This window comes from Tunicatimonas pelagia, from assembly GCF_030506325.1.
Lineage (GTDB): Bacteria > Bacteroidota > Bacteroidia > Cytophagales > Cyclobacteriaceae > Tunicatimonas > Tunicatimonas pelagia.
The window spans coordinates 1,767,170-1,794,114 of sequence record NZ_CP120683.1; the positions used below are offsets into that span (position 1 = coordinate 1,767,170).

20 protein-coding genes are annotated in these 26,945 nt (G+C 44.6%); 11 read left to right on the forward strand and 9 right to left on the reverse strand.

Annotated elements, in window-relative coordinates; translation table 11 throughout:
- Positions 1–28: 28 nt before the first annotated feature.
- From P0M28_RS07415 to P0M28_RS07430, 4 genes are all read right to left on the reverse strand, one after another.
- Complete coding sequence (locus tag P0M28_RS07415; protein ID WP_302209087.1) at positions 29–2,794, reverse strand: BamA/OMP85 family outer membrane protein; 2,766 nt, start codon at positions 2,792–2,794, stop codon at positions 29–31.
- Entirely contained in the window at positions 2,794–3,531 is a 738-nt protein-coding gene (uppS, locus tag P0M28_RS07420; protein ID WP_302209088.1) for an undecaprenyl pyrophosphate synthase, read from the reverse strand. The genes P0M28_RS07415 and uppS overlap by 1 nt, the downstream gene beginning before the upstream one ends.
- A 173-nt stretch (positions 3,532–3,704) precedes the next feature.
- A complete protein-coding gene (gene rnhB, locus P0M28_RS07425; protein ID WP_302209090.1) occupies positions 3,705–4,283 on the reverse strand; it encodes a ribonuclease HII in 579 nt (192 codons plus the stop codon).
- A gap of 104 nt (positions 4,284–4,387) precedes the next feature.
- Positions 4,388–5,005 (reverse strand): DUF1684 domain-containing protein, encoded by a 618-nt coding sequence (locus tag P0M28_RS07430; protein WP_302209091.1) that lies wholly within the window; start codon positions 5,003–5,005, stop codon positions 4,388–4,390.
- Positions 5,006–5,101: 96 nt separating this feature from the next.
- Here P0M28_RS07430 and P0M28_RS07435 point away from each other — a divergent pair, with 96 nt between their 5' ends.
- The 9 genes from P0M28_RS07435 to P0M28_RS07475 all read left to right on the forward strand — a co-directional run bounded on the left by P0M28_RS07435 (position 5,102) and on the right by P0M28_RS07475 (position 15,203).
- Complete coding sequence (locus P0M28_RS07435) at positions 5,102–5,545, forward strand: cold-shock protein (RefSeq protein ID WP_302209093.1); 444 nt, start codon at positions 5,102–5,104, stop codon at positions 5,543–5,545.
- Positions 5,546–5,768: 223 nt separating this feature from the next.
- The gene (locus P0M28_RS07440) at positions 5,769–7,046 is read left to right on the forward strand and encodes a DEAD/DEAH box helicase (protein ID WP_302209094.1); all 1,278 of its coding nucleotides are present in this window, start codon (positions 5,769–5,771) and stop codon (positions 7,044–7,046) included.
- A 74-nt stretch (positions 7,047–7,120) separates the two neighbouring features.
- Complete coding sequence (locus tag P0M28_RS07445; RefSeq protein WP_302209095.1) at positions 7,121–7,735, forward strand: Crp/Fnr family transcriptional regulator; 615 nt, start codon at positions 7,121–7,123, stop codon at positions 7,733–7,735.
- A 100-nt stretch (positions 7,736–7,835) separates the two neighbouring features.
- A complete protein-coding gene (locus P0M28_RS07450; protein ID WP_302209096.1) occupies positions 7,836–11,018 on the forward strand; it encodes a TonB-dependent receptor in 3,183 nt (1,060 codons plus the stop codon).
- Positions 11,019–11,242: 224 nt separating this feature from the next.
- Positions 11,243–12,151, forward strand: coding sequence for an SDR family oxidoreductase (locus tag P0M28_RS07455; RefSeq protein ID WP_302209097.1), 909 nt, complete (start codon positions 11,243–11,245; stop codon positions 12,149–12,151).
- 161 nt (positions 12,152–12,312) lie between these two features.
- Positions 12,313–12,750 carry an HYC_CC_PP family protein gene (locus tag P0M28_RS07460; RefSeq protein ID WP_302209099.1) on the forward strand — a complete coding sequence of 146 codons (438 nt, stop codon included), beginning with the start codon at positions 12,313–12,315 and terminating at the stop codon, positions 12,748–12,750.
- Between the two features lie 36 nt (positions 12,751–12,786).
- Positions 12,787–13,677 carry a hypothetical protein gene (locus tag P0M28_RS07465; RefSeq protein WP_302209100.1) on the forward strand — a complete coding sequence of 297 codons (891 nt, stop codon included), beginning with the start codon at positions 12,787–12,789 and terminating at the stop codon, positions 13,675–13,677.
- Positions 13,678–13,695: 18 nt separating this feature from the next.
- The gene (locus tag P0M28_RS07470) at positions 13,696–14,322 is read left to right on the forward strand and encodes a heavy-metal-associated domain-containing protein (protein WP_302209101.1); all 627 of its coding nucleotides are present in this window, start codon (positions 13,696–13,698) and stop codon (positions 14,320–14,322) included.
- Between the two features lie 8 nt (positions 14,323–14,330).
- Positions 14,331–15,203, forward strand: a complete 873-nt coding sequence (locus P0M28_RS07475; RefSeq protein ID WP_302209103.1) for an NHL repeat-containing protein — start codon at positions 14,331–14,333, stop codon at positions 15,201–15,203.
- Between the two features lie 36 nt (positions 15,204–15,239).
- Here P0M28_RS07475 and P0M28_RS07480 read toward each other — a convergent pair whose 3' ends face one another.
- Entirely contained in the window at positions 15,240–16,562 is a 1,323-nt protein-coding gene (locus tag P0M28_RS07480; protein WP_302209104.1) for a TrkH family potassium uptake protein, read from the reverse strand.
- A gap of 174 nt (positions 16,563–16,736) precedes the next feature.
- Between P0M28_RS07480 and P0M28_RS07485 the strand changes: the two genes are divergently transcribed.
- Positions 16,737–17,654, forward strand: coding sequence for a DUF697 domain-containing protein (locus tag P0M28_RS07485; protein ID WP_302209105.1), 918 nt, complete (start codon positions 16,737–16,739; stop codon positions 17,652–17,654).
- Positions 17,655–18,117: 463 nt separating this feature from the next.
- Positions 18,118–18,834, forward strand: coding sequence for an endonuclease/exonuclease/phosphatase family protein (locus P0M28_RS07490; RefSeq protein WP_302209106.1), 717 nt, complete (start codon positions 18,118–18,120; stop codon positions 18,832–18,834).
- A 111-nt stretch (positions 18,835–18,945) separates the two neighbouring features.
- On the opposite strand, the gene P0M28_RS07495 is transcribed toward P0M28_RS07490, so the two are convergent.
- The 4 genes from P0M28_RS07495 to P0M28_RS07510 form a co-directional block, all read right to left on the reverse strand.
- On the reverse strand, positions 18,946–21,858 hold the full coding sequence (locus P0M28_RS07495) for a PAS domain S-box protein (RefSeq protein ID WP_302209107.1): 2,913 nt from the start codon (positions 21,856–21,858) through the stop codon (positions 18,946–18,948).
- Positions 21,859–22,275: 417 nt separating this feature from the next.
- Positions 22,276–23,703, reverse strand: a complete 1,428-nt coding sequence (locus P0M28_RS07500) for an FGGY-family carbohydrate kinase (RefSeq protein ID WP_302209109.1) — start codon at positions 23,701–23,703, stop codon at positions 22,276–22,278.
- Positions 23,704–23,733: 30 nt separating this feature from the next.
- Positions 23,734–25,002, reverse strand: coding sequence for a sugar isomerase (locus tag P0M28_RS07505; RefSeq protein WP_302209110.1), 1,269 nt, complete (start codon positions 25,000–25,002; stop codon positions 23,734–23,736).
- Positions 25,003–25,251: 249 nt separating this feature from the next.
- The gene (locus P0M28_RS07510) at positions 25,252–26,586 is read right to left on the reverse strand and encodes a serine hydrolase domain-containing protein (protein WP_302209112.1); all 1,335 of its coding nucleotides are present in this window, start codon (positions 26,584–26,586) and stop codon (positions 25,252–25,254) included.
- Positions 26,587–26,945 lie beyond the last annotated feature (359 nt).

A 26,945-nucleotide genomic window follows, 5' to 3' on the forward strand; every position in this document is an offset into this window, starting at 1 on the left:
GAAAACTTATATGACCGACAAAGTATTATTAGCGAATTTGCTGACCGATGCGGAAGTGAAACTCGGGCCCGGGAGGACGAGGCTGTAAACCGGGCATATTGGGAATTGTATCAAACCCGTAGCCCCAGTCAATTCCTAGTAAGCCGAAGGCTGGCATAAAGATACGGGCACCAACTCCAGCCGATTTGTACAGATCAAAAGGATTGTACTGGTTAAAGTCAGCAAAGTTGTTTCCTCCTTCTACAAAACCCAGCACAAAGATAGTAGCCGCCGGATTAGGAGAAACCAAGTACCGCAATTCAGCCGAAAATTTATTGTAGGCGATGCCTCCTCGAGCATTCGTTTCATCCTGCGGTCTAAACGCTCGCTCTGGATAGCCTCGCAAGCCAATTTGCTCTTCTGCCACAAAGAAATTCTGACCAGCCATGCCCGCACCTCCTAAAGTAAATCGTTCAAAAGGTGAGTTGATTGTGTTGTCTTTGTACGAACCAAAGAAACCGAAGTGAATATTAGTATTAAGCACTAAATTTTTACCCAATTGGGTATAGTGTTTAGCATCAAACATCCAACGATGGTACTCCAGCCAGTTATAACGATCAGCGTATAACTCCTCCCGCTCAACCGGATCATCCGTAACGATAGGCTCCGTATAATCAAGAGCCTCATCAAAGACGGAGAAGGGAGGGGTAAGTGCTACTTCTAATGATATGGATGAACCAGTACGAGGGAACATCGGGTTGTCTATACTATTCCGAGCAATCGTTGTATTTACCGATAAATTGTTGGAAATACCTCTGGTGAATCCGATTCCAATATCTTGATAATCGTCAAGCGAGTAACGTCGGTATACCAATGAGTTACTCATGGTGAAGTAATCATCAGGCCAACGAAGCCGTCGTCCTAAACCTACGCTAATATTCGTGATTCGCATGGAACCTCCAATTTGGGGCGGGCCACCAAAGCCACCACCGAATTGGCCGCCAAATTGATTAAGTCCACCAAGTCCACCAAGTCCACCAAGTCCGTTAGTACTACGAAGAACTTGATGAGAAAGACCAATCGTTAAACTATTCGGCTTTTTGCCCCCCAGCCAAGGTTCAGAAAAGGTAGCAGAGTAATTCTGGAAGAACCGTCCGTTGGCCTGTACCCGCAGCGATAGTTTCTGACCATCGCCGATAGGCAGCGGTCGCCATCGATCAAAGTGCGGAATATTTTTTACCGAGAAGTTGTTGAAGACTAACCCTAGTGTCCCCACAAAACCCATAAAGCCTCCCCAACCACCAGAAAGCTCAATTTGGTCGCTAGGTTTTTCTACCAGTGCGTACTCAATGTCTACGGTTCCGTCAACCGGGTTCGGAATTGGGTTAATGCCAATTTGCTCGGGGTCAAAGTAGCCTAGCTGAGATAGCTCTCGCTGGGTACGGATTAAGTCGCTTCGGCTAAACTTCTGGCCGGGCAGGGTACGAATTTCCCGCCGAATTACGTGATCGTTGGTACGATCATTCCCGGTAATGATAATTTTACTGATGGTAGCCTGCTCACCTTCGTAGAGTCGCATTTCCACGTCAATAGAATCTTCTTCAATCTGCACTTCCACTGGGTCTACCCGAAAGAACAGGTAACCGTTATCCATGTAGAGGGCACTCACATCGTTACCCGTAGGGTTAAAGTTAAGCCGCTTATTGAGGTTCTCTAGGTCGTAAACATCTCCCTTTTCTATACCTAAAACCTGCTCTAAAATTTTATCTTCGTACACGTAGTTACCCGTCCAGATAATATCCCGGAAGTAGTATTTATCCCCTTCCTCTACCTTAATATCAATGCTGATCGCGTCATTCCCCGACTTGTAAACACTATCCCACTCTACGGTAGCATCGCGGTAGCCCTTGGAGTTGTAGAAGTCGACAATTGCTCGCTTGTCGGTTTTAAAATCGTCGCGAATAAATTTAGACCCATTGAAGAAATTTAACTTTACGTGTTCATTAACGTACCCTTTTACCTCATCGAAGGGGGTATCTTTTTGCTTTGTTACAAAGTTAGCGGCCTTCTTGGGAGTGATATTGAACAAGCGGCTCACCCAATCTTTAATTAAGGTAAAGCGAACCCGCTCATTAGTGTTCTTCATCTTTCCTTTCAACTTCTTACCACTAAAGGTCTCGTTTCCGATAAAGTTGATTCGGTTAATCTTTACTTTCTCTCCTTTATCTACGTTGATATTGAGCGCAATAGCGTTATTGAGCAAGGTGTCTTGCTTCTGCTGAATATCTACCGCTACGTTGAGGAAACCTTTGTCTATAAAGAAGTTTCTAACGGTAAGGCGTGCTCGGTTAATTAGGGCATCATCTACAATTTGCCCCTTAATTAAGGTCAGATCATCGGTAATTTCGGTCTCTTGGCTACTGTTCACTCCGTCTAGCACAATGCGGCTGAGGCGGGGCTTTTCAGCCAGATTAATGACCAAATAAATTTTACCGCCTTCAATCTTAGTAGCTGATACCGAAACATCGCCCAGAATTCGGCTTTTCCACAGCTTTTTAATAGCGGAACTAACAGCTGGCCCCGGCACCCGAATTTTATCTCCTACCGAAAGTCCCGATAGCGAGATAATGGCGTTGGCGTCCAATCCCTTGTTACCACTCACGGTAATTTCCGCAACCTCATACTCCTGAGGGTTATTATAGTCTACTGATTCTTGGGGGGCAGGTTGCGTGCGACGGCGCCCAATCCCTATTTGGGCAAATGCTCCCTCAGTAAGAAGGGCTAAGAGAAGCAGTACGGTAGCTGAATACTTCATTACGATTTTACTTGCTCACTAATTTTTCCAAATCTCCTTTCACGTTGTTGGTAGGCAATGATGGCCTCATATAGATGCTCTCGCCGGAAATCAGGCCAGAGAAGTTGTGTTATATACAATTCAGTGTAAGCTATTTGCCACAGCAGAAAATTACTGATCCGCATCTCACCACTGGTGCGAATTAATAATTCAGGGTCGGGTATATTCCGGGTAGTTAGTTGCCCGGCTATTAGTTGTTGGTCAATATCTTCGGGACTTATCTGCCCGGCTTGAACCATTTTAGCGATACTGTTTACCGCCTCGGTAATTTCCCAGCGCCCACTGTAGTTGAGCGCTAGCACTAACGTTAAACCGCTATTGTTCTGGGTAAGTTCGATGGCTTCCTGAAGTTTATTATAACAACGGTTCGGCAGCTTATCGGTATTACCTATTGATTGCAACCGAACGTTGTTTTTCATTAACGTTTCAACCTCATTGCTAATTGTGGTTACTAGTAATTGCATCAGAGCTTCTACCTCGAAGCGAGGACGGTTCCAGTTTTCGGTAGAAAAAGCATAAAGAGTGAGATAACCAACTCCCAGTTCAGCACAACCTTCGGTTACTTCCCGCACTGCCTCAATCGCATTACGATGACCAAACACCCGCTCGGCTCCTTTCCGCTTGGCCCACCGACCGTTCCCGTCCATAATAACGGCAATGTGTTGGGGCAAATTGCTACGGTCTATTTTTTCTTTCATGCTAGCTATTCCGAAATTACCGGCAAGGTACAAAAATTTTTACGACAGTTTCATAGTGCTATGTGTTAAGGTATTATAGTGTTACGGTTCTGAGTTTGTTTGTAAAACCCTAAACTCAGAACACAAAATCTAAATACTATAACACTTCGCACCATAACACTCTAACACCATCGCTATTTACATCCCGCGAAGCTTCTACGGTGCCAAGGAGTAATACTGTACTGCTGAATAGCCTTTCGGTGAGCGGGGGTTGGATAGCCAACGTTGCGCTCCCAGCCGTACTGAGGATATTCTTGAGCCAAATGCTGCATCAAAGTATCCCGGTAGGTTTTTGCTAAAACCGAGGCAGCGGCAATGGAAAAATACTGCTGATCGCCCTTTACAATACACTGGTGAGGAATTGAAGAATATGGCTGGAAGCGATTGCCGTCAACTAAAACGAGCTGGGGCGGTAATGTTAGGGCGTCTAGGGCGCGGTGCATTGCTAGAAAAGAAGCATTCAAGATATTAATTTCATCAATCTGCTGATTGCTTACTTCGGCTACCGCGTAAGCCAGGGCTTGCTGCTTGATTTCCACCGCTAGTTGGCTCCGTTGTTCAGCCGACAGTCGTTTAGAGTCTGTCAGAATTGGGTGGGTAAATGCCTTGGGTAAGATGACAGCAGCAGCCACTACCGGCCCGGCCAAACATCCTCGTCCTACCTCATCACAACCCGCTTCTACCAAGTCAGCGGTAAATGCACTTTTTAACATTTTTTAACAGTTTAAGAGTCGATAGTCCACAGTCTACGGTCGACAGCACATGACCCATAGACATTATTTCTGCGTACAGCAAGTCACTGTGGACTGAATACTTACTATTCATCAAAATTCTTCTCTCCTACCGGAATAGGAATATCCAGTACGTTTTCTCGGGGCGGAAGCGGACAACTAAACGTAGGGTTGTAAGCGCAGTAAGGATTGTAGGCCAGGTTAAAATCCAGACTCAAAGTTTTTTGTCCGGTACGGCTGGGCATTTCTACGTTGAGGTAGCGTCCGCCCCCGTAGGTTTCTTCTCCGCTGGTAGCATCAGCAAAGGCCACAAATAGCATGGGCGGTTGCTGCTGCTCAAAAGGTTGTAGTACTAGCAGTCGCTGAGGTCGTTCCTCAATTTCAAAATCGGCGTAGCCGTAGCGAATGTATTTCTCATCCTTCCCATCGGAAGTAGGTAAGGTGAGTAGCTTATGATCTTCAACGCGCTTTAGTCGAGCAGCCACTTGGTAAGCCGGATTAGGCTCGTAGTAACTTAGTTCCTTAAATTGCACACTATCCGGCGCAAAGGGCGACTCGTCGGAGCCCCGCAGAAAGTTGCGAATATTTTCCCGCTCCTTTAGAATACGTTCGGTATAGTCTTCTTCACTCTCCCCGCCTTGCAGCGCATAAACCAGTATTGCTACACTAACCAAACCAACCACCGCTAGTACTACCTTATTCATAAATTCAGTAATATTTAATATTGCTCACTAAAAGGATTTTTCCACAAAGAAACGTTTCTTGCAAAGAGTTCGTTGCAAAGTAAATAACAATAAAATATGGCGAAATCGCGAGACACATTTAATAAGAAAGAAAAAGAGAAAAAACGGCAGAAGAAGAAGCAAGAGAAGCAACAGCGGAAAGAAGAGCGGCAAGAGAATTCTTCCGGCAGTAGCCTGGATAATATGATTGCCTACGTAGACGAAAATGGCAATCTTACTGATACTCCGCCTGACCCTGACAAAAAGAAAAAAGTAAAAGCCGAAGACATTGTGATTGGTATTCCTCCTAAAGAGAAAGAAGATGAATCACCGGTTCGCACTGGGCGAGTAGAGTTCTTCAACGATGAAAAAGGGTACGGCTTCATAAAAGATACCGACAAACAGGAGAAATTCTTCGTACACGTTACCGGACTGGTAGACGAAATACAAGAAGGCGACATTGTTACCTTTGAACTAGAGCAAGGCCCCAGAGGGATGAATGCGGTTCAGGTAAAGAAGTAGATATTCCTTCGTCTAATTTTTTCCTATCAAGTCAGTTAGCTTACTAATTACACTCCTATCATCAGGTGTACCCAATCTTTGGTACACCTATTTATTTTCTATCTATTCACTTTACCGCAAGCTTTTGAGCAAAAAATGATTACACACTCAGAAGTTTGATACTACTCACTCTTAAAAATTGAGAATACAGCCAATTACTGCGGTATTCTATGAATTCAAGTATATGACGTTTCAAGACTTAGAAATTACTGAACCCATACTAAAGGCGTTACAAGCTCAGGGGTACACCCATCCTACTCCTATTCAACAAAAAGCGATTCCGGTGCTGCTTCGTAAGCGAGATTTGCTCGGTTGTGCTCAAACGGGCACGGGTAAAACGGCTGCTTTTTCCGTTCCCATTCTTCACCACCTTCACCTTGATCGGCAACGGTCAACGAAGCGACGCAAGATTAAAGCCCTAATCGTAACCCCCACCCGGGAACTGGCTATTCAGATAGGGGACAACTTTACGGCTTACAGCAAATTCACTACTATTAAAAACACAGTCATTTTTGGTGGAGTGAAGCAAGGCGCGCAAGTGCAGGCACTTCAGCAGGGCGTGGATGTACTGATTGCTACCCCGGGTCGCCTGATCGACTTGCTCGGGCAGGGCATCATCACCTTTAGGGATATTGAATACTTTGTGCTCGATGAGGCCGACCGAATGCTAGACATGGGCTTTATTCATGACATTCGAAAGATTATTGCCCGGCTGCCCGAAGAACGGCAATCGCTATTCTTCTCGGCCACCATGCCCCCTGACATTGTGGATTTATCGCGTAAAATTCTGGGTAACCCTGAAAAAGTGGTGGTAAAACCTGAGCAAACCACGGCGGAGAAGGTGCGGCAGTCTATTTATTTTGTTGAGAAAAAAGGGAAGATTAAGCTGCTGACTCACTTACTGCAAACCGAACCTATTAAGTCGGTACTGGTGTTTTCCCGAACCAAGCACGGAGCCAACAAAATTGTAAAGCTGCTCGATCGGGCGAATATTCGGGCCAGTGCTATCCACGGCAATAAATCGCAAACGGCACGACAAAAAGCACTGAATAGCTTTAAAAGTGGCGAATTAAAGGTACTGGTCGCCACCGATATTGCCGCTCGAGGCATTGATGTAGAAGAACTGTCGCACGTAGTGAATTATGATCTGCCTAATGTTCCTGAAACCTACGTCCATCGCATTGGACGCACCGGGCGGGCGGGTGCCAGTGGAAAAGCACTGTCGTTCTGCGATACGGAGGAGCGGGCGTACCTGCGCGATATTCAGAAGACGATCAATCAGAAAATTCCGGTAGTTGCTGACCATCCTTTCACAGGCGAAGGTTTTGAGCCTACGGCTGACCAGCGTACTACCCAGCAGAAGCCATCATCAAGACCACGAACCGCGGTAGCTGAAAACGATAATGCTACGAAACCGAAGTCTCGCCGCCCGTATTGGAAAAAGCGTCGGCCACAGAAATAAGCAATAGTTTAAAATTAACAAAAGCATAACACCGCAGATCAAAAAGATACTCCACATTAGTAGTATACTACGGCATGAGAGAGTTACTACTGAGTGGATCGATGCTGCGTGAGTGCTTAAGTGAAAAAGAGTACCGTAAGTACGGAAGAAAAATCAGCTACTGCCGGGGTGATTTTGTCTATCTGCCAACCGATCGTCTGGACACACTTTTTATTATTGAACGAGGAGTTATTAAACTGGGCAATTATTCTCCCAAAGGCACTGAAGTAACCTACGATATTGTTTACCCGGGCGAGTTCATCGGAAACCTTCAGTATCTTCCCAACACGATCTTCAGCGAATTTGCCAAAGCGTTGTCTCCCGTTGAAGTATATTCTTATCCCACCCCACTTTTCAAGGAAGTAATTCGGCAGGACGCCGACATTGCCGAGCGTTTTCATGCGGTAATGGCCCGCCGTTGGTGCCGGGCTGAAACCAAATTATTTGTTAATGCATCCCTCAGCCCCGGCGAACGGGTTGAACAATTATTGCAGCAGTACAGCCAAAAGGTTGCTGCCGAAGGAGGAAAATTCATCACCGTCAGCACATTACTTACCCAAAAAGATATTGCCGATTTAACCGGACTTACCCGACAAACGGTTGCTCAAATAATGAGAAACACTAAGAGCAGTTGTATTAAGGTAGCATGAAATCTGTGTTAAGCTTTCTTAACTGTTAATTTTTAACATTTAGGCCCAAGCCCTACCTGATAGCTTTGCGCTTTTAATTAATCACCTAAACTTTTTGGCGATGACAAAAGCGTATACGATGTATGTAAAAAGGGCAATTTTTATCTTGTTAACTGCTGCTGCACCACTGAACTCACTATGGGCGCAGTCTACCAATGCTTCAATTGTGGGGAATATTAATGACGAGAACGGTGATCCGCTACCGGGAGCTACCATTGTGGTTCAAAACGCATCAACCGGCTTTAAGACCGGTACTGTATCCAATGTGAAGGGCGAGTATCAAATGCAGCAGCTTCCGCTGGGTGGCCCGTACACTGTGACAACTTCTTTCGTGGGCTACGGCGATACTCGCAAAACGGGCTATCAGTTAAACCAAGGCGATCAGCTTATAATTGATTTTTTCTTACGGGAGGCGGCTGAAGAACTAGAAGAAATCGTCATTACTGATGAATCATTACGGTCTAGAATGCAACGGGAGGGTAATGCTACCAGTATTCGGGCCGCTCAAATTAAGAAGTTGCCTAACGAAGGACGTAATTTCACCAACCTCACTAGTCTATCGCCCTTGCAAGGAGGTGGTTCTATTAACTTAGGCGGGCAACGGCGCACATCAACCAATATTACGGTAGACGGGGTAAACGCCCGAAACCAGCTCACCGCCGGAGAGATTGGCCGTGGGCCGTATACCATTTCATTGGAAGCTATTCGGGAGTTTGAGGTAGCTACCAACGTCTATGATGTTACCCAAGGTCGTCAGGCTGGTGGCGCATTAAATGCAGTTACTAAGTCAGGTACTAATGAGTTGGAAGGAACTGCTTTCGTGTACCATCGTAACGATGCGCTGGCGAGTGATCTTGATATTCAGGGGCGAGCCCGCAGCGAAGATTTTTATAATTATCAGTGGGGCTTTAGCTTAGGTGGGCCGATTATCCGGGATAAAATGCACTTTTTCGTAGCCTACGACCGCCAGGATGCGGGAGAGCCCGTATTCATTGCTGATATCAGAAGCGAAGCTGATGAAGAGCTTCTGGATATTCGTCGAGATACTCTACAAAAATTTATTGATGTAGCCCGAAGTGTGTACGGAGTAAGCGATGAGCAGCAGGTCGGCGAGTTCAGTCGAGAAACCGTCGCTAATACCTTATTCACCCGTATAGACTGGCAGCTAAATGATCGTCATCGCTTAACTCTACGTAACAACTACTCGGACTGGAATCGTCCGCTAAGCGTTTTTGATAATTCCGATATTGAGTTAGCCGAATCAGTAGGAAGCTTTTCATCCGAAGAAAATAGCCTCCTACTATCGTTGCGGTCTAATTTTTCGCCCAGTTTTACCAATGAGTTTAAAGTGCAGTACCAACGGGCTGAGCGAGCTTTTGTACCTAACTCGCAATTACCTTCTTCTAACATACCGCGGGCGATTGTGGCGGTAACATCGCCTTTCCCAACAGCAGATAACCCCAACGCTACCAGCACGGTTGATGTACAGATTGGAGGACAGCGATTTACTCCCGAAACCAATCTCGAGCAACAGATTCATTTAGTGAATACGGCTTACGTGCAAACCGGTAAGTTGAACTTCACCTTCGGAACGGACAATATGATTACCTACCTGGAAACGCTGCTATCGAACGAACAGAACGGACGGTTCTTTTTTAGCAGCTTGGAAGATTTTGAGAACCAGAACCCCTCGCGCTACGCCCGCGAAGTTCCGCTACGGGGCTTACCTATTGTAGAACAAACAGTACTGGATTTATCACTCTTTGCTCAGATGGACTTTAACCCTACGCCCAATATCAGTACCATGATTGGGCTGCGCTACGATGCCACCGCTTTTTTGGAAGGAGCCGATTATAACTCCGCCCTCGATGAGGATTTGGGCATTCGTACCGACCGTCGCCCCGCCGATTGGAATAATATTCAGCCCCGCTTTCAGGTCGCTTGGAACGTGGGGGGCAATGAGCGCGATTTTATCAAATTCGGGGGCGGTATTTTCTCCTCCCAACCACATTACTACGCGCAAGTAAATAATATTCAGAATAGTGGAGTGTTGCTAGGCGCAGTGGATGTTAGCGAGAATGTACCGTTTCCTGACTTTATTTCGTACCGTAACGACCCGAGTACTGTACCCGGTGTACTAGAAGGGGAAGAACCATTTTCTACCATTAATGCGGTAGGTGAAGATTTTGAAGTTCCTTCTACTTTTAAAGCGAACTTCAGCTACACTCGTTTAATTTCCGATCGGCTTAGCGTAACCGTTAACGGATTAATCAGCCGCACTTGGAACAATTACGTGTACCAAGAACGCAACTTAGTAGACGAACCTTTTTTCCGCATTGAACGAGAGGCCAACCGAGGGGTATTTGTTCCGGCTGAAACTATCGACGAAAATGGACGCAATAACTGGCTAAATTCGCGCAAAACCGAGCGGGCTGGTCGGGCGTTAGAACTAACCTCCGAAGGCGAGCTCGACCAAATGGCCGTGATTGTGGAAGCCAACTACCGCATTGGTAAAGACGGCTACTTAAGTGCCAGCTATACGGCTAACCGGGCGAAAGATAATTCATCGTACAACTGCTGCGTAGCCAACACTTCTACCTTCCTTCCGGTGAAGGACGACCCGCGTGATCTGAACTACGGCTTTTCCGATAACCACTTTAACTCTAAGTTAGTAGTTAACTTTTCTAGTCCGAGTGTGGCAGGCTTTACGTTGGGAGCCACTTTCATTGGCTCGGGCGGAACCCGCTACTCACTACACGCGGCCGGAGGGGGCAGTAGCCTTAATGGTGACTTTAACCTTCGTAACGACTTGGCCTATATTTTTGACCCGAATGACCCCAGCACCCCAGAAAATATCCGCGAAGATTTGCTCACCGTGCTGGATGATGCCGAAACTCCCGATGGATTTAAAGAGTACATACGCGATAATTTCGGACGTATTGTTGAGCGAAACGGTGGAGTGAACCCTTTTGCCGCTACGCTAGACTTACGACTTATCAAACGTATCACTTTGTTCGACGATCACGGATTAGAACTTTCCGCAGATATGTTCAATTTTACTAACTTCCTGGATAAAGATTGGGGAGTAAATCACAATTACCGGCGAAGACAAGACTTTATGCGTATACAAGGATTTGATCAGGCGGCTCAACAGTACGGTTATTCGGTGAATACAACCCGCGGCCGAGAACCGATTGGCGGAACACCCTGGCGTTTACAGCTCGGACTGCGGTACAGTTTCTAGGCACCTACTTTAGCTACCTAATTCTTAAGCACTCTGGCAAAAGCTGGGGTGCTTTTTTGTTAGCACTATTACCCCAATTCGCCGTGAAGAAATACTCAATTGCCATTCCTTCTCCGAAGAATCTCGGCATATCGATGAACATTTATCCTAAGAAGCTCTTCGACAATAGATAGGCCAATTGCCTATTTCAGAAAACTTTTTAACCTTTTTATCTATAATTTTTTATGAGCGAGCTAAGAACAAAAAATCAGTACGAAAAGCAGAATCCGCTAGATCAATATCCACGTCCTCCTTTTCCTCGGCAGCCTCAGGAACGCCCAGGTGTTATTGGTAAGATGGAACCTTTACCCGATCACGGTGAAAAAAGCTATCAGGGCTTCGGGCGATTAAAAGGACGTAAAGCATTGATTACTGGCGGTGATTCCGGTATTGGCCGGGCTACGGCTATTGCTTTTGCCCGCGAAGGGGCTGATGTAGCCATTAACTATTTGCCTGAGGAAGAAGAGAATGCCCGGCAGGTAGTTGAATTAATAGAGGCTGAAGGGCGCCAAGCTGTTTCTATTCCGGGAGATATTGTCCAAGAAGACTTTTGCCAAACGCTAGTAGAAGAAGCCGTAAGCAAATTAGGTGGATTAGATATTGTAGTAAACAACGCTGGTCGCCAAACCGCTCAGCAATCGATTGAAGAGCTGACCACCGAGCAATACGACAACACTTTCAAGGTAAATGTGTACGCCCCCTTCTGGATTTGTAAGGCGGCTGTACCCCATCTAGAAGCCGGAGCTTCCATCATTAACACTGCTTCAGTGCAAAGCTTCGATCCATCAGAGAGTCTGCTCGACTACGCCCAAACGAAGGCCTGCAATGTGGCTTTCACTAAAGCCCTTTCGCAGCAAATGGCTGAAAAAGGTATACGGGTAAACGCCGTAGCTCCCGGCCCATTCTGGACTCCGCTCCAATCAAGTGGAGGACAGCCCCAGGATAAAATCGAAGAATTTGGCTCTACTACCCCGATGGGTCGCCCCGGCCAACCAGCGGAAATAGCTCCTATCTACGTGTTGTTGGCATCGCAAGAATCAAGCTATATGACGGGCGAAGTGGTAAGCGTAACCGGAGGAATGATGCCGTACTAAAGTGATTGACCACTAAAGGGATGAAAGAATCCGGGGCTACGTAGCTTCGGTTTTTTTGTGAGTGATACGAAAATGTTCTACCAAGAAAGTAGTAGTCTGCTAAACCCATTTGATATTTTATCGTACCTTTATTCTAACAAGGATTTGGTTCCAAAGTCTGAATGAATAAACTAGCACGTTCATACCGATTCATCGCCACTGTTTTAGCACTGCTGATATTAATTTCATCGGTGGGGTTTAGTGTGAACATGCACTTCTGCATGGGTGAGCTAGTGAGCGTAAGCCTCTTTGGTGAGGCAGAACCTTGTGCTATGGCTGCCAGTGAGCCGTCCTGTCACGCATCTGATACAGCTAAAATAAGCAAAATGGACTGTTGTCAAGACAGTTCGTTCTCGGTAAAATCGGAGGCTGAGGCTGCTACTTCCTACACAGTAGAGATTCCCCGGTCAGCACTAACCTCGCTAGTTTTACTGCCTTTCTTACCATTAGATTTCCTGCTTCCTACGACCAGCATTCTTACTGATTATCCCTATCTGGCGTATAAACCGCCTCTGCTGAGCCAAGATGTTCCTGTATTGGTTCAGTCACTCCTTATTTAAATCATCTTTTCTTCTGACGCAGAATATTCACTAGCAATGCTAGCGGGTATTCGCTATGTGTTGGTTGCTATTCTGAAGTACGTGGCCTTCAAAAAGAATAGCATGAATTATAATTATCTGATTACTAGATTATTAAAAGAAGAAAAGATGCAAAGAATATTCGTATTCATCAGTTTAGGCATGTTCTTGCTGAATGCAAAAGTTTATGCTCAAGGCCCACCTATTACAACCGATAAACCCATTATGCTGGGGGCTAAAACTGTTATTCTGAAAACCCTAACCGAAGTTAGAAGTACCGAAGAAGGAACATTCGTTAATGCTCCACTAATGGTACACTACTTAGTTACTTCCAATAGTTTGGTAGCCGTTCATGTTCCCTATACCAGATACAACTTTTCTAGCTCCGAGCGAGAAGATGGCAGCAGTTTGGGAGATATTCAACTACTGGCTAAGTATCAATTTTACAAGAAAGACGGAACGGGTAAAACCTTCCGAACGGTAGCTAAAGCACTGCACACCCTCCCCACCGGAGAAGATATAAATATTATGGGAATGGGCTTAGGTGCCCACCAAACATACTTAGGCGTAGTGGCTGGTTACGAAAGCTTACAGCTAGGAGTTTCTAATGAGTTGGGCTATAATCAGGTTTTTGGTAAAGACTTTGATGAGTTACGGTACAAACTAGGGTTTGGCCTACCGCTGCTCAAGCCTACCTATCCGGTTAAAAAGATAAACCTATACTTTGAGTACCAGAACAGTTGGCTAGTCAACCGAGACGAGGTATTGCTGCTGTACGCCCAAGGTTTGCAGTACGCTCGAGGTCGACTAACCATAGAGGCATCGGTGCAATTTCCGCTGTATCAAAATTTACCGGACAACCAACGCTGGAACCAAAGCCTGTTTTTGGGAACCCGTTACATATTTTAAATCATAAATAAAAATACCATGAAAAATTCAATCATATTCGTTTTAGCGCTATTAGTATTTACTCCGCTGGCAAACGCCCAGTCCAATCAAAGAGATAAATATACTATACAAGTAGACGGTTTAGGCTGTCCGTTTTGTGCCTACGGTTTAGAGAAGAAATTCAAAGAGTTCAAAGGAATCGACGATGTGAAAATCGCGATGGAAACCGGTATCTTCACGTTCTCCTACCCAGCCGATAATCCGCTAACGGTAGAGCAAGTAGAACAGCAAGTAGAACTAGCCGGATACACCCCCATGAGTACCGAAATTGCCCGAGCCGATGGAAGCATTGAGACTGGAAAAGAAGGGCAGGTTGCTGATAGCCGTACTGAAGCATCAGATTTGCTTCGCTCAGAAATGTTCGTAGCCGGAAATTGCGAAATGTGTCAGGCCAGAATTGAAAAAGCCGCCCTGAAAGTTAACGGAGCAACCCAAGTAAACTGGAATGTACAAACCAAAATGCTAACCGTTACCTACGATGCTGCATCTACTTCGGAAACTGCCATCTCAGAGGCTATTGCCGCAGTGGGGCATGATACCGAATTTACCCAGGCTCAAGATAGTAAATACGAGAAACTGCCGGCTTGCTGCCTGTACCGGAAGTAACGTATCTCGTGCCTAAAAATCGACCAACGGTTCCGTATCACGACACTGCCGAAAATATGAATATCACGACGAATTATAGCCGAACCAGATTACTTTTGATAAGCTTACTGGCTACTATCTGGTTTGCCTCCTGTGGGCGAACCGACTGGCAAGAGACCGCTACAATTGACGTACAAGAGCACACCCCAATTGGGTTGGTATTGTTAGAGGAAGCCCTCTGGATTTCTGACGGAGATAATAATCAATTAGTGAAACTAACACAGCAAGGCGATGTAGAAGCCATAGTTGCTGATTTGGACAGACCAATGCACCTGGATACCGATGGTGAAAGCTTGATAGTGCCGGAGTACGGCTCCGACCGAATAGTAAAGATTACGGGCAACAGCACTCAAGAACTTACCATTCCTGATAGCTTAGATGCGCCAGCGGGCGTTTCGGTGCTGGGAAACGAAATGGTCATTGCCGACTTCTATAATCATCGGGTGCTGTACTCGGACGGAAAAAGCTGGCAATCTTTTGGCAAGAAAGGAAGCAACGAGGGTGAATTTAACTATCCAACCGATGTGCAGGTTACTCCAGACAAAATTTATGTAGCCGATGCCTACAACCACCGCGTTCAGGTTTTTGATAAGTCAGGGGCGCACTTGCAGACGATTGGGCAACGCCAGCAGATGAATGCTGCTACGGGCATCTTTGTGTCAGACAACGAGTTGTTCGTAACTGATTTTGAAAATAATCGAGTGCTGATTTTCGATTTAGCTGGAAACCTACTCCAGACTATTTCGGATAAACTTGATAAGCCCACCGATATTGTAGCGAGTGGCAACCGGATGTGGATTACCAACTACGGCGGAAGAAACGTAACAGTATACAAACGGTAGTAATTTGCAATTTATGGCGTTAAAACCAATAAACCCTTAAATCACAATATCACCCATTTCTTCTCTTACAGTAGAAGTTTGCTCCGTTTTCATTAGGGCTAATCCAAAAGTAATTGGTCCTACTCTGCCCAAAAACATGAGCATAATAATGAAGATTTTACCCAGAGGTGTAAGTGCTCCGGTAATTCCGGTACTCAAGCCCACCGTTCCTAAAGCTGAGGTAGCTTCAAAAATCACTTCGAAGATAGGATGTTCTTCTACTTGGCTTAGAAGAAAGATACCAACCCCTAGCACAATAATGTAAAAAAAGAAGTTAGTAGCAGCCAGTCTTACCTTATCGGGTGGTATGGTTCGTTGGGAAAAAGTAATGTATTCTTTGCCCCGTAGCGTACACATCATTACTGCGTACAATGCCGTAATGGTGGTAGATTTAATACCCCCTCCGGTACCCGAAGGAGAAGCTCCCGAAAGCATCATTACGACAATTAGAAATAGCACGCCACTGGATAAATCGCCAATAGCGTACGTATTAAAACCAACCGTGGTGGAAGCCGTCATCACCTGAAATATTGCAACCAGAAGACTATTTTCCGAACTATAAGAATCAAACTGACTTTCCGCTAGAAAAACGATAAATGACCCTACTGAAATAAATACTAACGTAAACCTGAGAATAATCCGACTGGTGTAGGTGAGTTGTTTCTTTCTGCCGGTTACCCGTAGGTAAACATCTGAAAAAACAATGAACCCAATTGAGCCACCCAATGCCAGCAACGTGATAATAAGATTGATCCAAAAGTTAAACTTAAAGTCTTCTAAACTATTGTTGAACAGGCTGAAGCCTGCGGTACAAAATGCGGAAATACTATGAAAAATAGCCTGCCAAAATGCATCGGGAGTATCAGCTTGCCGAAATAGGAAAAAGAGCGCCAGTGCTCCTACCGCTTCAATACTAAAAGCAAAAATAACCACGCTGCGAATAAACTCAACAATTGAAAATCCTTCAGGAAGGCTAAAGTCCGTTTTAATGAGACTCTCACTTAACGTAGATATTTTTTTACGATTAGCTAATACAACAAACGAAGCCAGCGACATGTAGCCAATACCCCCGATCTGTATCAGGAGAATAATAATAATCTCGCCGGCTAAGTTGTAGCTATCGGGTGTGCTTACCGTAATGAGTCCGGTAGTAGATACAGCAGAGATTGCCGTAAACAGAGCGTCTAAAAACGAAACTGGTTCCTCGTGAACAAAAGGTAGGGAAAGAAGAATAGCGCCCACAATCATGAGGGTAATGTACCCCAACATTAGCAATGTATAGGGATTGATACTGCTAATAAAACGGGAGAGTGCTGACATAAATATTTTAGTTGAAAAAGATGTTCGTAATCTACAAGATAATTGATTAGCATTTGTTTGTTTCAACCACAAATCATTACATCGATGCAACTTATTTGGATAGTAAAATGTCTTATTAATGGTGTTTTGGCAAATTTTATACGCCTTTAATCACTGATAACCAACCTTTTAACTATGAGAAACAGAAATATATTATTCTGGGGATTGCTGGGTAGCGGCATTCTCTTTGTACTCTTTTTGATTATTGTTGGCAACATTTTAACTATTGGCGATAACATTGCTGAGATTCATCCCTACCTGAGCTATGCTTTCTACCTAGTAACGGTTTTATTGCTCTTTTTTCTGATTATTCGCCCGCTACTTAGTGTATTCACTCTTCCTGAAATTAAGGCCGGACAGTTTTTGGACGAAGATATGAGCGACCCTGGCTCGAAGGAAGCTCGTAAAGTAGCCAAACAGCTTATTGGGCAGGGCCAACTGGAACCAACAGAAAAGAATGAACTGAGTCGCCTGCTTAAAAGTGGACAAGATCCTTCCGAAGCATTAGGGAGAATTTTTGACGGTCGGCTCGACCGGATGGATAATATTGTGCATCGGCACGCTAAGCAGGTCTTCATTTCCACAGCTTTATCTCAGAACGGACGACTAGATGCCATTTTGGTACTTATGATTAACTTCCGTATGATGAAGGAGCTAGTGCGTAACTACGGTTATCGGCCTACCTACGGGCAGTTGGTTAAAACCTACACAAAGGTATTGGCGGCAGCTCTCATTGCCGATGGTATCGAAGATACCCAATTGGCTGAAATTTTCCCGCAGATTAGTCGGGGCTTTTTAGGAGTTATACCTGGGCTGGGCACTCTCTCTTCTTCTATTTTGCAAGGTACCGGAAATGCTTTTCTAACCCTTCGGGTTGGCTACATCACCAAAGGGTACTACGCTATGGCGGGGCAGGGTTTATCCCGCCGCGAGCTTCGGGTTTCAGCTAACAAAACTGCCATCAAGAAGCTTTCGCTAATTGTACGTGAATCACTACTGGTATTTCCTCGCGAGGCTCAGCGCAAAGCTAAAGAAGTGCTAAAGTTTGTGTAATCTTCCCTAAAGATCGTTGAACACAGTGGTTGATATACATATCTATTCGTACTAGTACACTGTGTAAAAAGTGATTATACATTTTAAATGTCATTGCGAGCGTTCCACACTGGATAGGAACAAGCATCGCAATCTTGCGCTACGGCGAGCGGTACGTGAGATTGCGGCATCGGCCGTCCGACACGCTGCTCATTCTTCACAGCTCGCAATGACGGCACTAACACAACATACAGAAACTTAGTCTACAGTGTACTAGCTGTTGATATTTGCCTCACTTTGTGGAGATAAAAACAGATATACTACTGCTTTATCTTATTTAATCTCTGTAGTATTTGTGATCGTGCCTAAAAAAATAGTATTGCTTTAATAAATTTAAGTAATACCTGCTTATATTCGTCTGTGGTATTTTTTTTGAACGTAGTTATAGTAAGATATCACTACATCTAGCAACCTATCTAAGTCCGTGGCGAGATTTCTGAAAAATATTATCCCAGTACTTGTACTACTTTCTGCCCTGATATTTGTCATCCCCACCCGTACCTACTTGGTCGATACCATTCAGTCTTTTGCTCTTCAAACAATGCTAGTGTATGGGTTTGTTGCTATCGTATTAATGGTAGGCCGACAAAAAAAACTAGCAGCCTCTTTTTTTATGGCATTCTCGGTAATTTTAGCATACGTAGTCTCATCTCTGAACACTTCCAATACTCAAGATTATCAGTTTGAAGAGCACGCATTTCGTGTAGCGAATTTTAATGTGCTGGAGAGTGATACCCAATACGACGAAATAGCCGGAGAAGCCCACAGCACTCAGGCTGATTTATTATCTTTTCAAGAGATAGACAGTTTGCTAATGGCTGAACTGACGGTTCGGCTAGAGGAAAAGTATCCTTATTACCACGAAGCTTACAGTACTGAGCAAGAAGTTACCGGAGTAGCGGTGTTTTCTAAGTACCCCGTTGAAGGCTTTACGGCTTACTACTGGGGAGGCCAGCCTAACCTAACGGGCAATGTACTACTACCGGATACTAGCGTTCATTTTGTAGCCACTCACACATTATCTCCCTACAGCCCGAATCGGTATACTAAGCGCAATCAGCACCTACAGCAGTTGGCTCGTTACTTAGAAGACATAGAAGGAGCAGTATTAGCAATTGGCGGTTTTAACGCAATTCCTTAAAACTATTTTAATCGTATGGTTTAGTGCTTCTCAAGGAATAGATAGGAAAAAGGCAGATTGTGAAGGCGTATGACATTGGGTAAGTACCGAAGCAGTAATAGCTGTACCCCGTTACTCATCGCTGTTTAAGCCTTCTTTGTTCACTGACGGTAAGTATAACGTGAAGGTAGCTCCTACTCCTTTCTTAGAAGCGAGAGAAATACTTCCACCCAGCAGATGGGTTGCCTCACGCACAATGTACAACCCTAGCCCTGAGCCATTTGTACTCGTAGTTGCCCGGAAAAACATATCAAATACTTTGCTCTGAATTTCCGTTGGTATACCAATTCCATTATCTTCTACAATCAGTTCTACTCCCTGAAGGTGCGACTGCACCGATATAGTTACACTAGGCTGCTCGGCGTACGGATTGAAGTACTTGATGGCATTAGAGAGCAGGTTATTAAGAATCATCCGTACTCGTGAAATATCAGAGAAGAAGACTAAATTATCTGCGATATTTAAGTTGATCTCAATATTAATGGAGCTTCGCAAGAAATAAAGACCGTCTAGCACATCGGCAATAATATGCTGAAAATGAATTGGTTCGGTACTAATCTCGATACGGGAATTACGGGAGTAGTCAATAATTTCCTGGATAGTTTCGTCTAATCGGTGGATGCTATTTTCAATCAGTTGTAAGTACTGCTCGCGCTCGTTGAGATTACTATTTCCTTCCAGTAAAGAGACCAAGCCTAGCACCGAAGCAAGGGGTGCTCGCAAATTATGGGATGTGCTATAAACAAATTGATCTAGTTCAGCATTTGATTTCTCTAAGGCAGTTACATTTTTGCGAAGTTGCTCTTCCGCATTTTTTAAAGTAGTGATATCAAGATTTACTCCGGTCATACGCACCGGTTCTTCCTCAAGAAAGGTAACTTTAGCGTATGACTTAATGTGCCGTATTTGGTGCGTATCCTGCCGAATAATTCTGAACTCTACATCGTAGTTTCGTCGCTTTTGCAGAGCAGCGGATTTTTCATCTTGAACACGCTTACTGTCGTCTGGATGCACAACATCCTTCCACGCTATCCGGTCATCTGCTTTGTCCTTAGGGTTTACCCCGAACATCTGACAGGTACGTTCATCCCAAACCATGTGGTTTTGCGGGATTATCCAGTCCCAGATACCAATATTGGCCGACTCGGTAGCAATAGCTAGCCGCTTTGAGTATTCTTTAATGGCCTGTTCACTCTTTTGCTGCTCGGTAACATCCCGAAAATTAGATACCAACCCCTGAATGCTTTCGTCCATCAGTAGATTCGTCATAACTGATTCTACCCAAATAACTTCTCCATCTTTACGCACTATGCGGGAAAGACTACTAAATCGCTCTCGAGGGTTAGCAATAGCATTGTGCATTATTCCCCCAACCAGCGGAAGGTCTTCCGGAAATATGTAGTCACGGGCGTAGTTACCCACTAATTCTTCAGCAGTATACCCAGTTACACTCGCCACCGAAGGGCTAGCGTAGGTAATTACTCCTTGGGTATCGTACATCATAATAGCATCGAAGCTCTTCTCGGTGAGGCTCCGAAACTTCTTTTCGCTTTTTAGTAATAGCTCGTTAAGTTCTTGAGTACGAGCCAAAGTCAGTTTCAGTTTCTGCTGACTTTCTTGCAGTTTTTCATTTAGCCTCTGGCTTTTCGCCAGCAACTCCGCGTTGGCTTGCTCAGTAAGTTTTTGCTGATGAACGCTGCGAATAGAAGTCACAACCTCTTGCTTCTTTCCCTCCTGCACCAACTGGGCGGTTACTTCTACCCAATAGTACTGACCATCTTTTCGGCGTTTACGGTATTGGTAACGAACACATTCTCCCGCTAATACCTGCTCTAAGTGTTCCGATGCTTTGGCATGATCATCGGGATGAATCCAGTTGAACGGCGAAGTGCCTAACAATTCTGATGGTTTAAACCCGGTTAGACTCTCACATGAGGGTGATACATAATTGTACGTTCCGTCTAAGTCGTGCTTACTCACCATGTCTGCTACGTTTTCCGTCAGTAGTTTATGCTGGCTACGACTATCCAATAGTGGCTGATTCAGCTGGATATGATGCAACGCTTTGCCTAAGATAACCCCCAGCGATTTGAGTGACTCCAATAGTTCATCTGTTTTCGGTTCAACTTGCGTAGAACTGACAAACAACACATAACCAGTAAGCTCTTGTTGATACACTACGGGAATAGCTACAACTGACTCCAAGTTTAGCATATTGAGAAACCACCTTTCACGATGAGCCTCTCTGGGCAAGTTCTTGATACCTGAAATCTCAAAAGATTCACAGCGCGAAGCTCGCTCAGTCCACCAAGGAAAGTTTTTTATGGATAGCTGACTAACGTCACTGCTTAAAGGAAATACCTCCGGAGAAGAATACTCGTAAGTAAGCCGCCCTTCCAACTGGTCCTTTTTCTGTTCTCGCACGTATACCAGCCCTCGCTGAAAACCTAAAAATTGCGCGATAACTTTTAGTGCTTCGCTAACCGTAGGGTGTACGGTCTCAGAAGTAACCTCCATGAGTTGCATAGAAGTAGTTAGCAGCTTTTGATTTAATTGACTAAGCTGCTCGAGCCGTAAAGTTTCTTCTTTTTCGTTGCCAACATCATGCCCTACTCCCTGCACTCCAATTGTTTTTCCTTGTTCATCAACTAGTCCCACAAACTCCCAATAAGTAGTAGAGTAAGCACCGTTACTTTGCGCTTTTCGAAGCTCGATGGGCAGGGGTTCACGCGGACTTTGAATACACCGAAGCGTAATCTGTTCGCATTTATCTTCGTCATCAGGATGTAGATTTTCAGAGAAAGGCTGACCAATGTACTCCTCTTTGTCGCCAAATTTATATTCATACGCAGTATTTACAAACATGATATTCCCATGCAAATCAATCTGAAACAGATAGTTTACCTGAGAGCTGAGGATGAAATTTGACGAGTCTCCGTAAACTTGTGTAACAGCAAACTTCCGAAGATGAGGTACTCTCGACATAAGCGACAAATATTAGAGAGTCAATATTCTAAACCAGTTTACCTACTAATACTAGAGAACCATTACTTAATCAAATACTTGGCGAGTAGCTAGAAACTATTAAAACCGGATGTTCTAACTTTATCTGTCTACTACTTATATTTTCAAAAATATAGTCATTAGATGAAATATAATAATAATTAAAAAGAAAAAATCAATAATTTTCACAATAAATATGTACAATTATTTTGTTTTTTTCTCTTAAACATGTTAATGTTAACGACAGTGTAGCCCTCGATGGTAATAGCTTACTGATAACATTTACAGCTCCAATAATACCTCCTTTCAGGGTATACACTTATAATGATCTTTCACTGTTTTTAGGGGAATAGCCGTTCGCTTTACCAATTTGCTTACTTAAGATGCGAAGACTTTAATTCACTTTTTCACAAACGAGTAGGCTGATACATTGGGAATAGCCACCGGCTGAACCTCCTGAAACTGGAACAAATGGTCAATAGATTGATCACGGTTCCAGTGGCGGTGCATCACTAGTGCTGCTCCTAAAGCCGAAGCATTATCTAGCTCAGTAGTATAAAACCGAATAGTTGGAAAATGAGCAGCCAGCAGTCGCATAAATAGCTGATTGGCGCAGAAACCACCGGAGATAAAGACTTTCTGTGGGGGTGTTTGCCCGGTGACTAGCTGCATTGAGATAGCCTGCATTTCCACCAGATTGAGAATAAGCTGGTGGTAAGCTTCTTCGTAGTTAGTAAATTGACTTAAATCAGTAGAAGGTTCTGTAAAATTGGGAAGAGGACCGGTTTGTTGCATCGTCTGAGGATAGAAATGCTGCCCTGTACCAGTGTTTGACAGTAGCTTCTTAAGCAGTTCTTCATCGGGAACAATGGAGCGATGATAGTCTGATGATTTACCGAAATGTTCGGCTAGTCGTGCCTCTTGGTAATCGTGCTCGCGCCCCATAAGAATACGAGATGCTTTTACCGACATGCCTCGGTAATTGATATACTGTAAACAATCTTTTCGTAGCTCATCATCAGTCAGTGGCTCTTCGTTAAACGGATTCAGGGTAATATTCCAGGTGCCGGAAGATAAAAGCATAAACGATTCTTCAAACGCTAGTAGATAGGGAACCAGCGAAGCCGAGCTATCATGAATGCCCACTCCACAAAGTATATTGCTATTATTGTTAGAAACCACCTCATACGAGTGAGTAGCTACTACCGGAGGGAGCGTAGCATCAATCTTTTCAGCGTACACCCAGTCGTGACTTCGGTCGTGAGAAAAATCCCAAAGAGCCGTATGACAACCTAGGCTGGTAATCTCGTTAAAGCATTTTCCATGAATGAGGTAAGCAAAGTACTGCGGAAGGTGTAGTGACCGCCAGATGTTGCGGTACATCTCAGGCTTGCGGTGTTTGAGCCAATACAACTGCAAGCCCGAATTAAGCATTCCCAACCGAGGAGAAGCGGTCTGGCGAGTAAAGGTTTCTTCGCCACCGTACTGATTGTACAACTGTTCGGCTAAGCCTTCAGGGTATGGTTTCAGATAATTGTACAGCGGAGTAGCCGGATGCCCCCGCTCATCGAGGTGAACAAAAGATGCTCCGTAGGCTGATACATTGAGGGCCTGTATTGCAAATTTCTTGTTTCTCTTAACGGCTTTGAAACTCTTCTTAACCCATTGACTGGTTTTTTCTACATCCTCGCAGGGGTAACCGTCGTCATCAATGGTCTCGGGCAAGTTTGTTTGATCTTGGTATACTATCCGATAACTTCGGTCATAAAGCAGCAGCTTTTTGTTTGTTTTTCCAATGTCGTAGATTGCAATAACAGGCTCGTTCATCTTCTCGTGTTAGGTAGTTATTCTTAGTGCTTATAAACCAGTAGCGAGGGTTTTGGCTCCTCGCTCATCAACTAACGCTTGTCGTATTTGCAGTTTCCGATACAGGGAGAGAGGTTGCAACGCTGCCCCGGCTCGGTGACGTACTTCAGCCAACAGCGGGCGTACATCCGTGCGAAAAGCTCCCTGAATAATTTCCTGACACATGACCACATCATTGTCTGCTTGGGCTTGGTGGAGAGCCTCACGATCTACAAGTAGTGCTTGAGCGTAAGCAATCAATATTGCCTCCACCGATTGCAATAAGTCCTCTAAAGGATCTTTTACGTTGTGGCTGGCATCAATCATCCAGGCAAACGATTGGCTTTCTATTCCTTCCAGCAGTTCCAGAAAAATCAAGAATAGCTGATACGGTTTAATGCTGCCCACCGTAAGATCATCATCACCGTACTTAGAATCATTGAAATGAAACCCGCCGAGCTTGCCTTCCATCATCAGACGACTGACAATCTGCTCGATATTAGTGTTAGGCAGATGGTGCCCCAAATCGACTAAGCTGAAAGCTTTTGATCCTAGCTTACTGGCTAGTAGTAATGAGCTACCCCAGTCTTGAATGACTGTACTGTAGAAGTTCGGCTCGTAAGGTTTGTATTCCACCAGCATCCGCCAGTCATTGGGTAAGTACCCATAGATTTCTTGTAAACTCGCTAACGTACGCTCAAAGGCTCGCCGAAAGTTGTGCTGTCCGGGAAAGTTTGCCCCGTCAGAAAGCCACACCGTAATTGCCTCTGACCCCAAAGCTTTTCCGTAGTCGATTACTTGCTGGTTGTGTTCTACTGCCTGTCGGCGCACCGCGGCATCGGCATGGCAAAGCGAGCCAAATTTATACGAATACTCCTGATCAGTTTGATCCTGAAACGTATTGGAGTTGACGGCGTCAAAAGTAATTCCCAATTCTTGAGCTGTTTGACGAATATGGTCGGCATTATCCGGAATATCCCAGGGGATATGCAGCGAGGTTGCCCCGCAGTGACCGTTAAGCGCGTGCAACACTCCCACATCTGCCAATTTCTCTTCCAAATTACGAGGTTCTCCCCCACCCGGAAATCGCCCGAAGCGAGTGCCACCGGTACCCAAAGCCCAGCTAGGAATGGCAATCTGCATGGCCGAGAGCTGTTGAATACATTTTTCCCAGAAAGCATCAGGGTGCGGTTGTAATGAACAAAAGCTGTCCCAGCGAGCCTGATGAGCTGAAAGTGCCGATTCATTTTCTTCGGCAATACGTTGAAGGTTAAGGTTCATACTGTAGTAAAATTTGCTAGATGTAAACCTATTTTCCAGGGAATGCCATCCTGCACTATCCGGTTATTTTGCTGATTTTGGGTTAGAATACTAAGGGCACTGGCTAGTAAGCATCTATAAAAATACTTTCTTCTTGAAACTATAAAAATCTTTTATGCGCTTTGCCCGATCCAAATCAGATCAAGGGGTATAAAACGAAAAAGTCCATCGCGAGCGGATGGACTTACAGGTTATAACGGAATTTATTTCTTACTGATAGTAGCTGACACTGAATAAATCGTGCTCCGGCCACTCATCAAGCTGACTTAGTTCTTGCTGCATAATATAGCTAATGCGCCCCGTGAAATACCGACTACGGTGGTTACTGGTGTTTGCCAAAATTACCCAAGAGGTACCGTCTTGGTGCCGTTTAATGAGGGCTGATGTTCCGGCCAATGTTCCGGTACGCCACCAAGTACCACCAACCTTTGCGCTTCGCCAACCGTAAGGCCGTCCCCACTTAGTTTCTATCATACTGAGCAGCGATTCGTTACTCAAAATATCAGGACTATTTTTAAACCCATCTACCGCTACTAAAAACTTCATCAGATCGGCCGACGTGGCTACCCAACCGCCCGCCGCTCCTAATGCCTCAATGTTGAAGCTATACGCATTAGATACCAACTCGCCCGAACCGTACATGTCAGGACGCATATTGTTAGATGATAAGTCGTAGTAGCTCACTTCATTTTCGAAGCGATCTTCAGCGCGGTTTTTAGCCAAATGCATATTAGTGATACCCAGCGGAGCTAGAATTTCTGTCTTCACAAAATCTTCGTAAGATTTACCGGATCTCGCTTCAATCACCCGGCCCAATAAACAGTAACCGAAGTTAGAATAATCGTAGCGGGTACCCGGACGATAAGGCAAGTTCTTGGATAAAATAAACTTAATAATTGTATCCAAATCCGGAGTGCCTTCAATTTCCATAGCATCAGCAATGCGGAGTGGAATAAACAGCGGATCGCCAAACGAACGCTTACTCCAGCCTCCGGTATGATTCAGTAAATGTTCTACGGTAATCTTATAATGTTTCTTATCCTTAATTCCTCGGTAGATATCAGTATTAAGAACACCATTTTCGCCAAATACAGGTTCATCCATTTGTAAACGGCCGTCTTCCCGCAGTTTCATAATGGCTACCGCCGTAATTAGCTTAGACACACTGCCGATACGGAATAGATGATGCGGCTGAACAGCCTCTTCGGTTTCTTGGCCAGTAAAGCCAAACCCTTTGGCGTATATCAGTTTACCATCTTTTACAATACCTAACGAGGCACCCACAATACCTTGCCGCTGAATGAACTTATCCATCGCTTGGTCAATGGGAGCAAAATCAGCCAGAGCCGAATGTTTATTCATAAGCAATTCAACTGAGTGAACATAGTCTTTGTAACTATTTCCCAAAGCAGCCTGCCCTGATTCAGCAATTGAAAACGGAACACCTAAGTACAGTAAGGTGAATACTCCTATTGAGATAAAAGAGTGGATGCGGGGAAGAAAAGAAAGCCGTGGGGGTGCACATTTTCTCAGTATCCTTTGCATGGTTTGTTCGACGATGAAGTTGATTGCTTTGTGGTTTTTCGCTTCCGATTTACTACCAGATTTAACGCTGTTTAGTTCGTTATTGTATTGGAATACACGATTGTAACTACTAAGTAGCATAAATAATCTTACGTAAGCAACATCTTTATGACAATATGTCAATAACTTATTTATATAATTCTATTATTATTTTTTAGCTTTGAACCGGAGATCGGCCGCTGTGGAACAGCCCCTGTGGGACAGCCCCTGTGGAACAGAAACCGGAATTTAAAATCGCTCGTTGATAGAACCAACGAACTAGTGAATAATGACTAATGAATGATGAATAATACCCAATACCTGAATACTTTAAGCTTCTA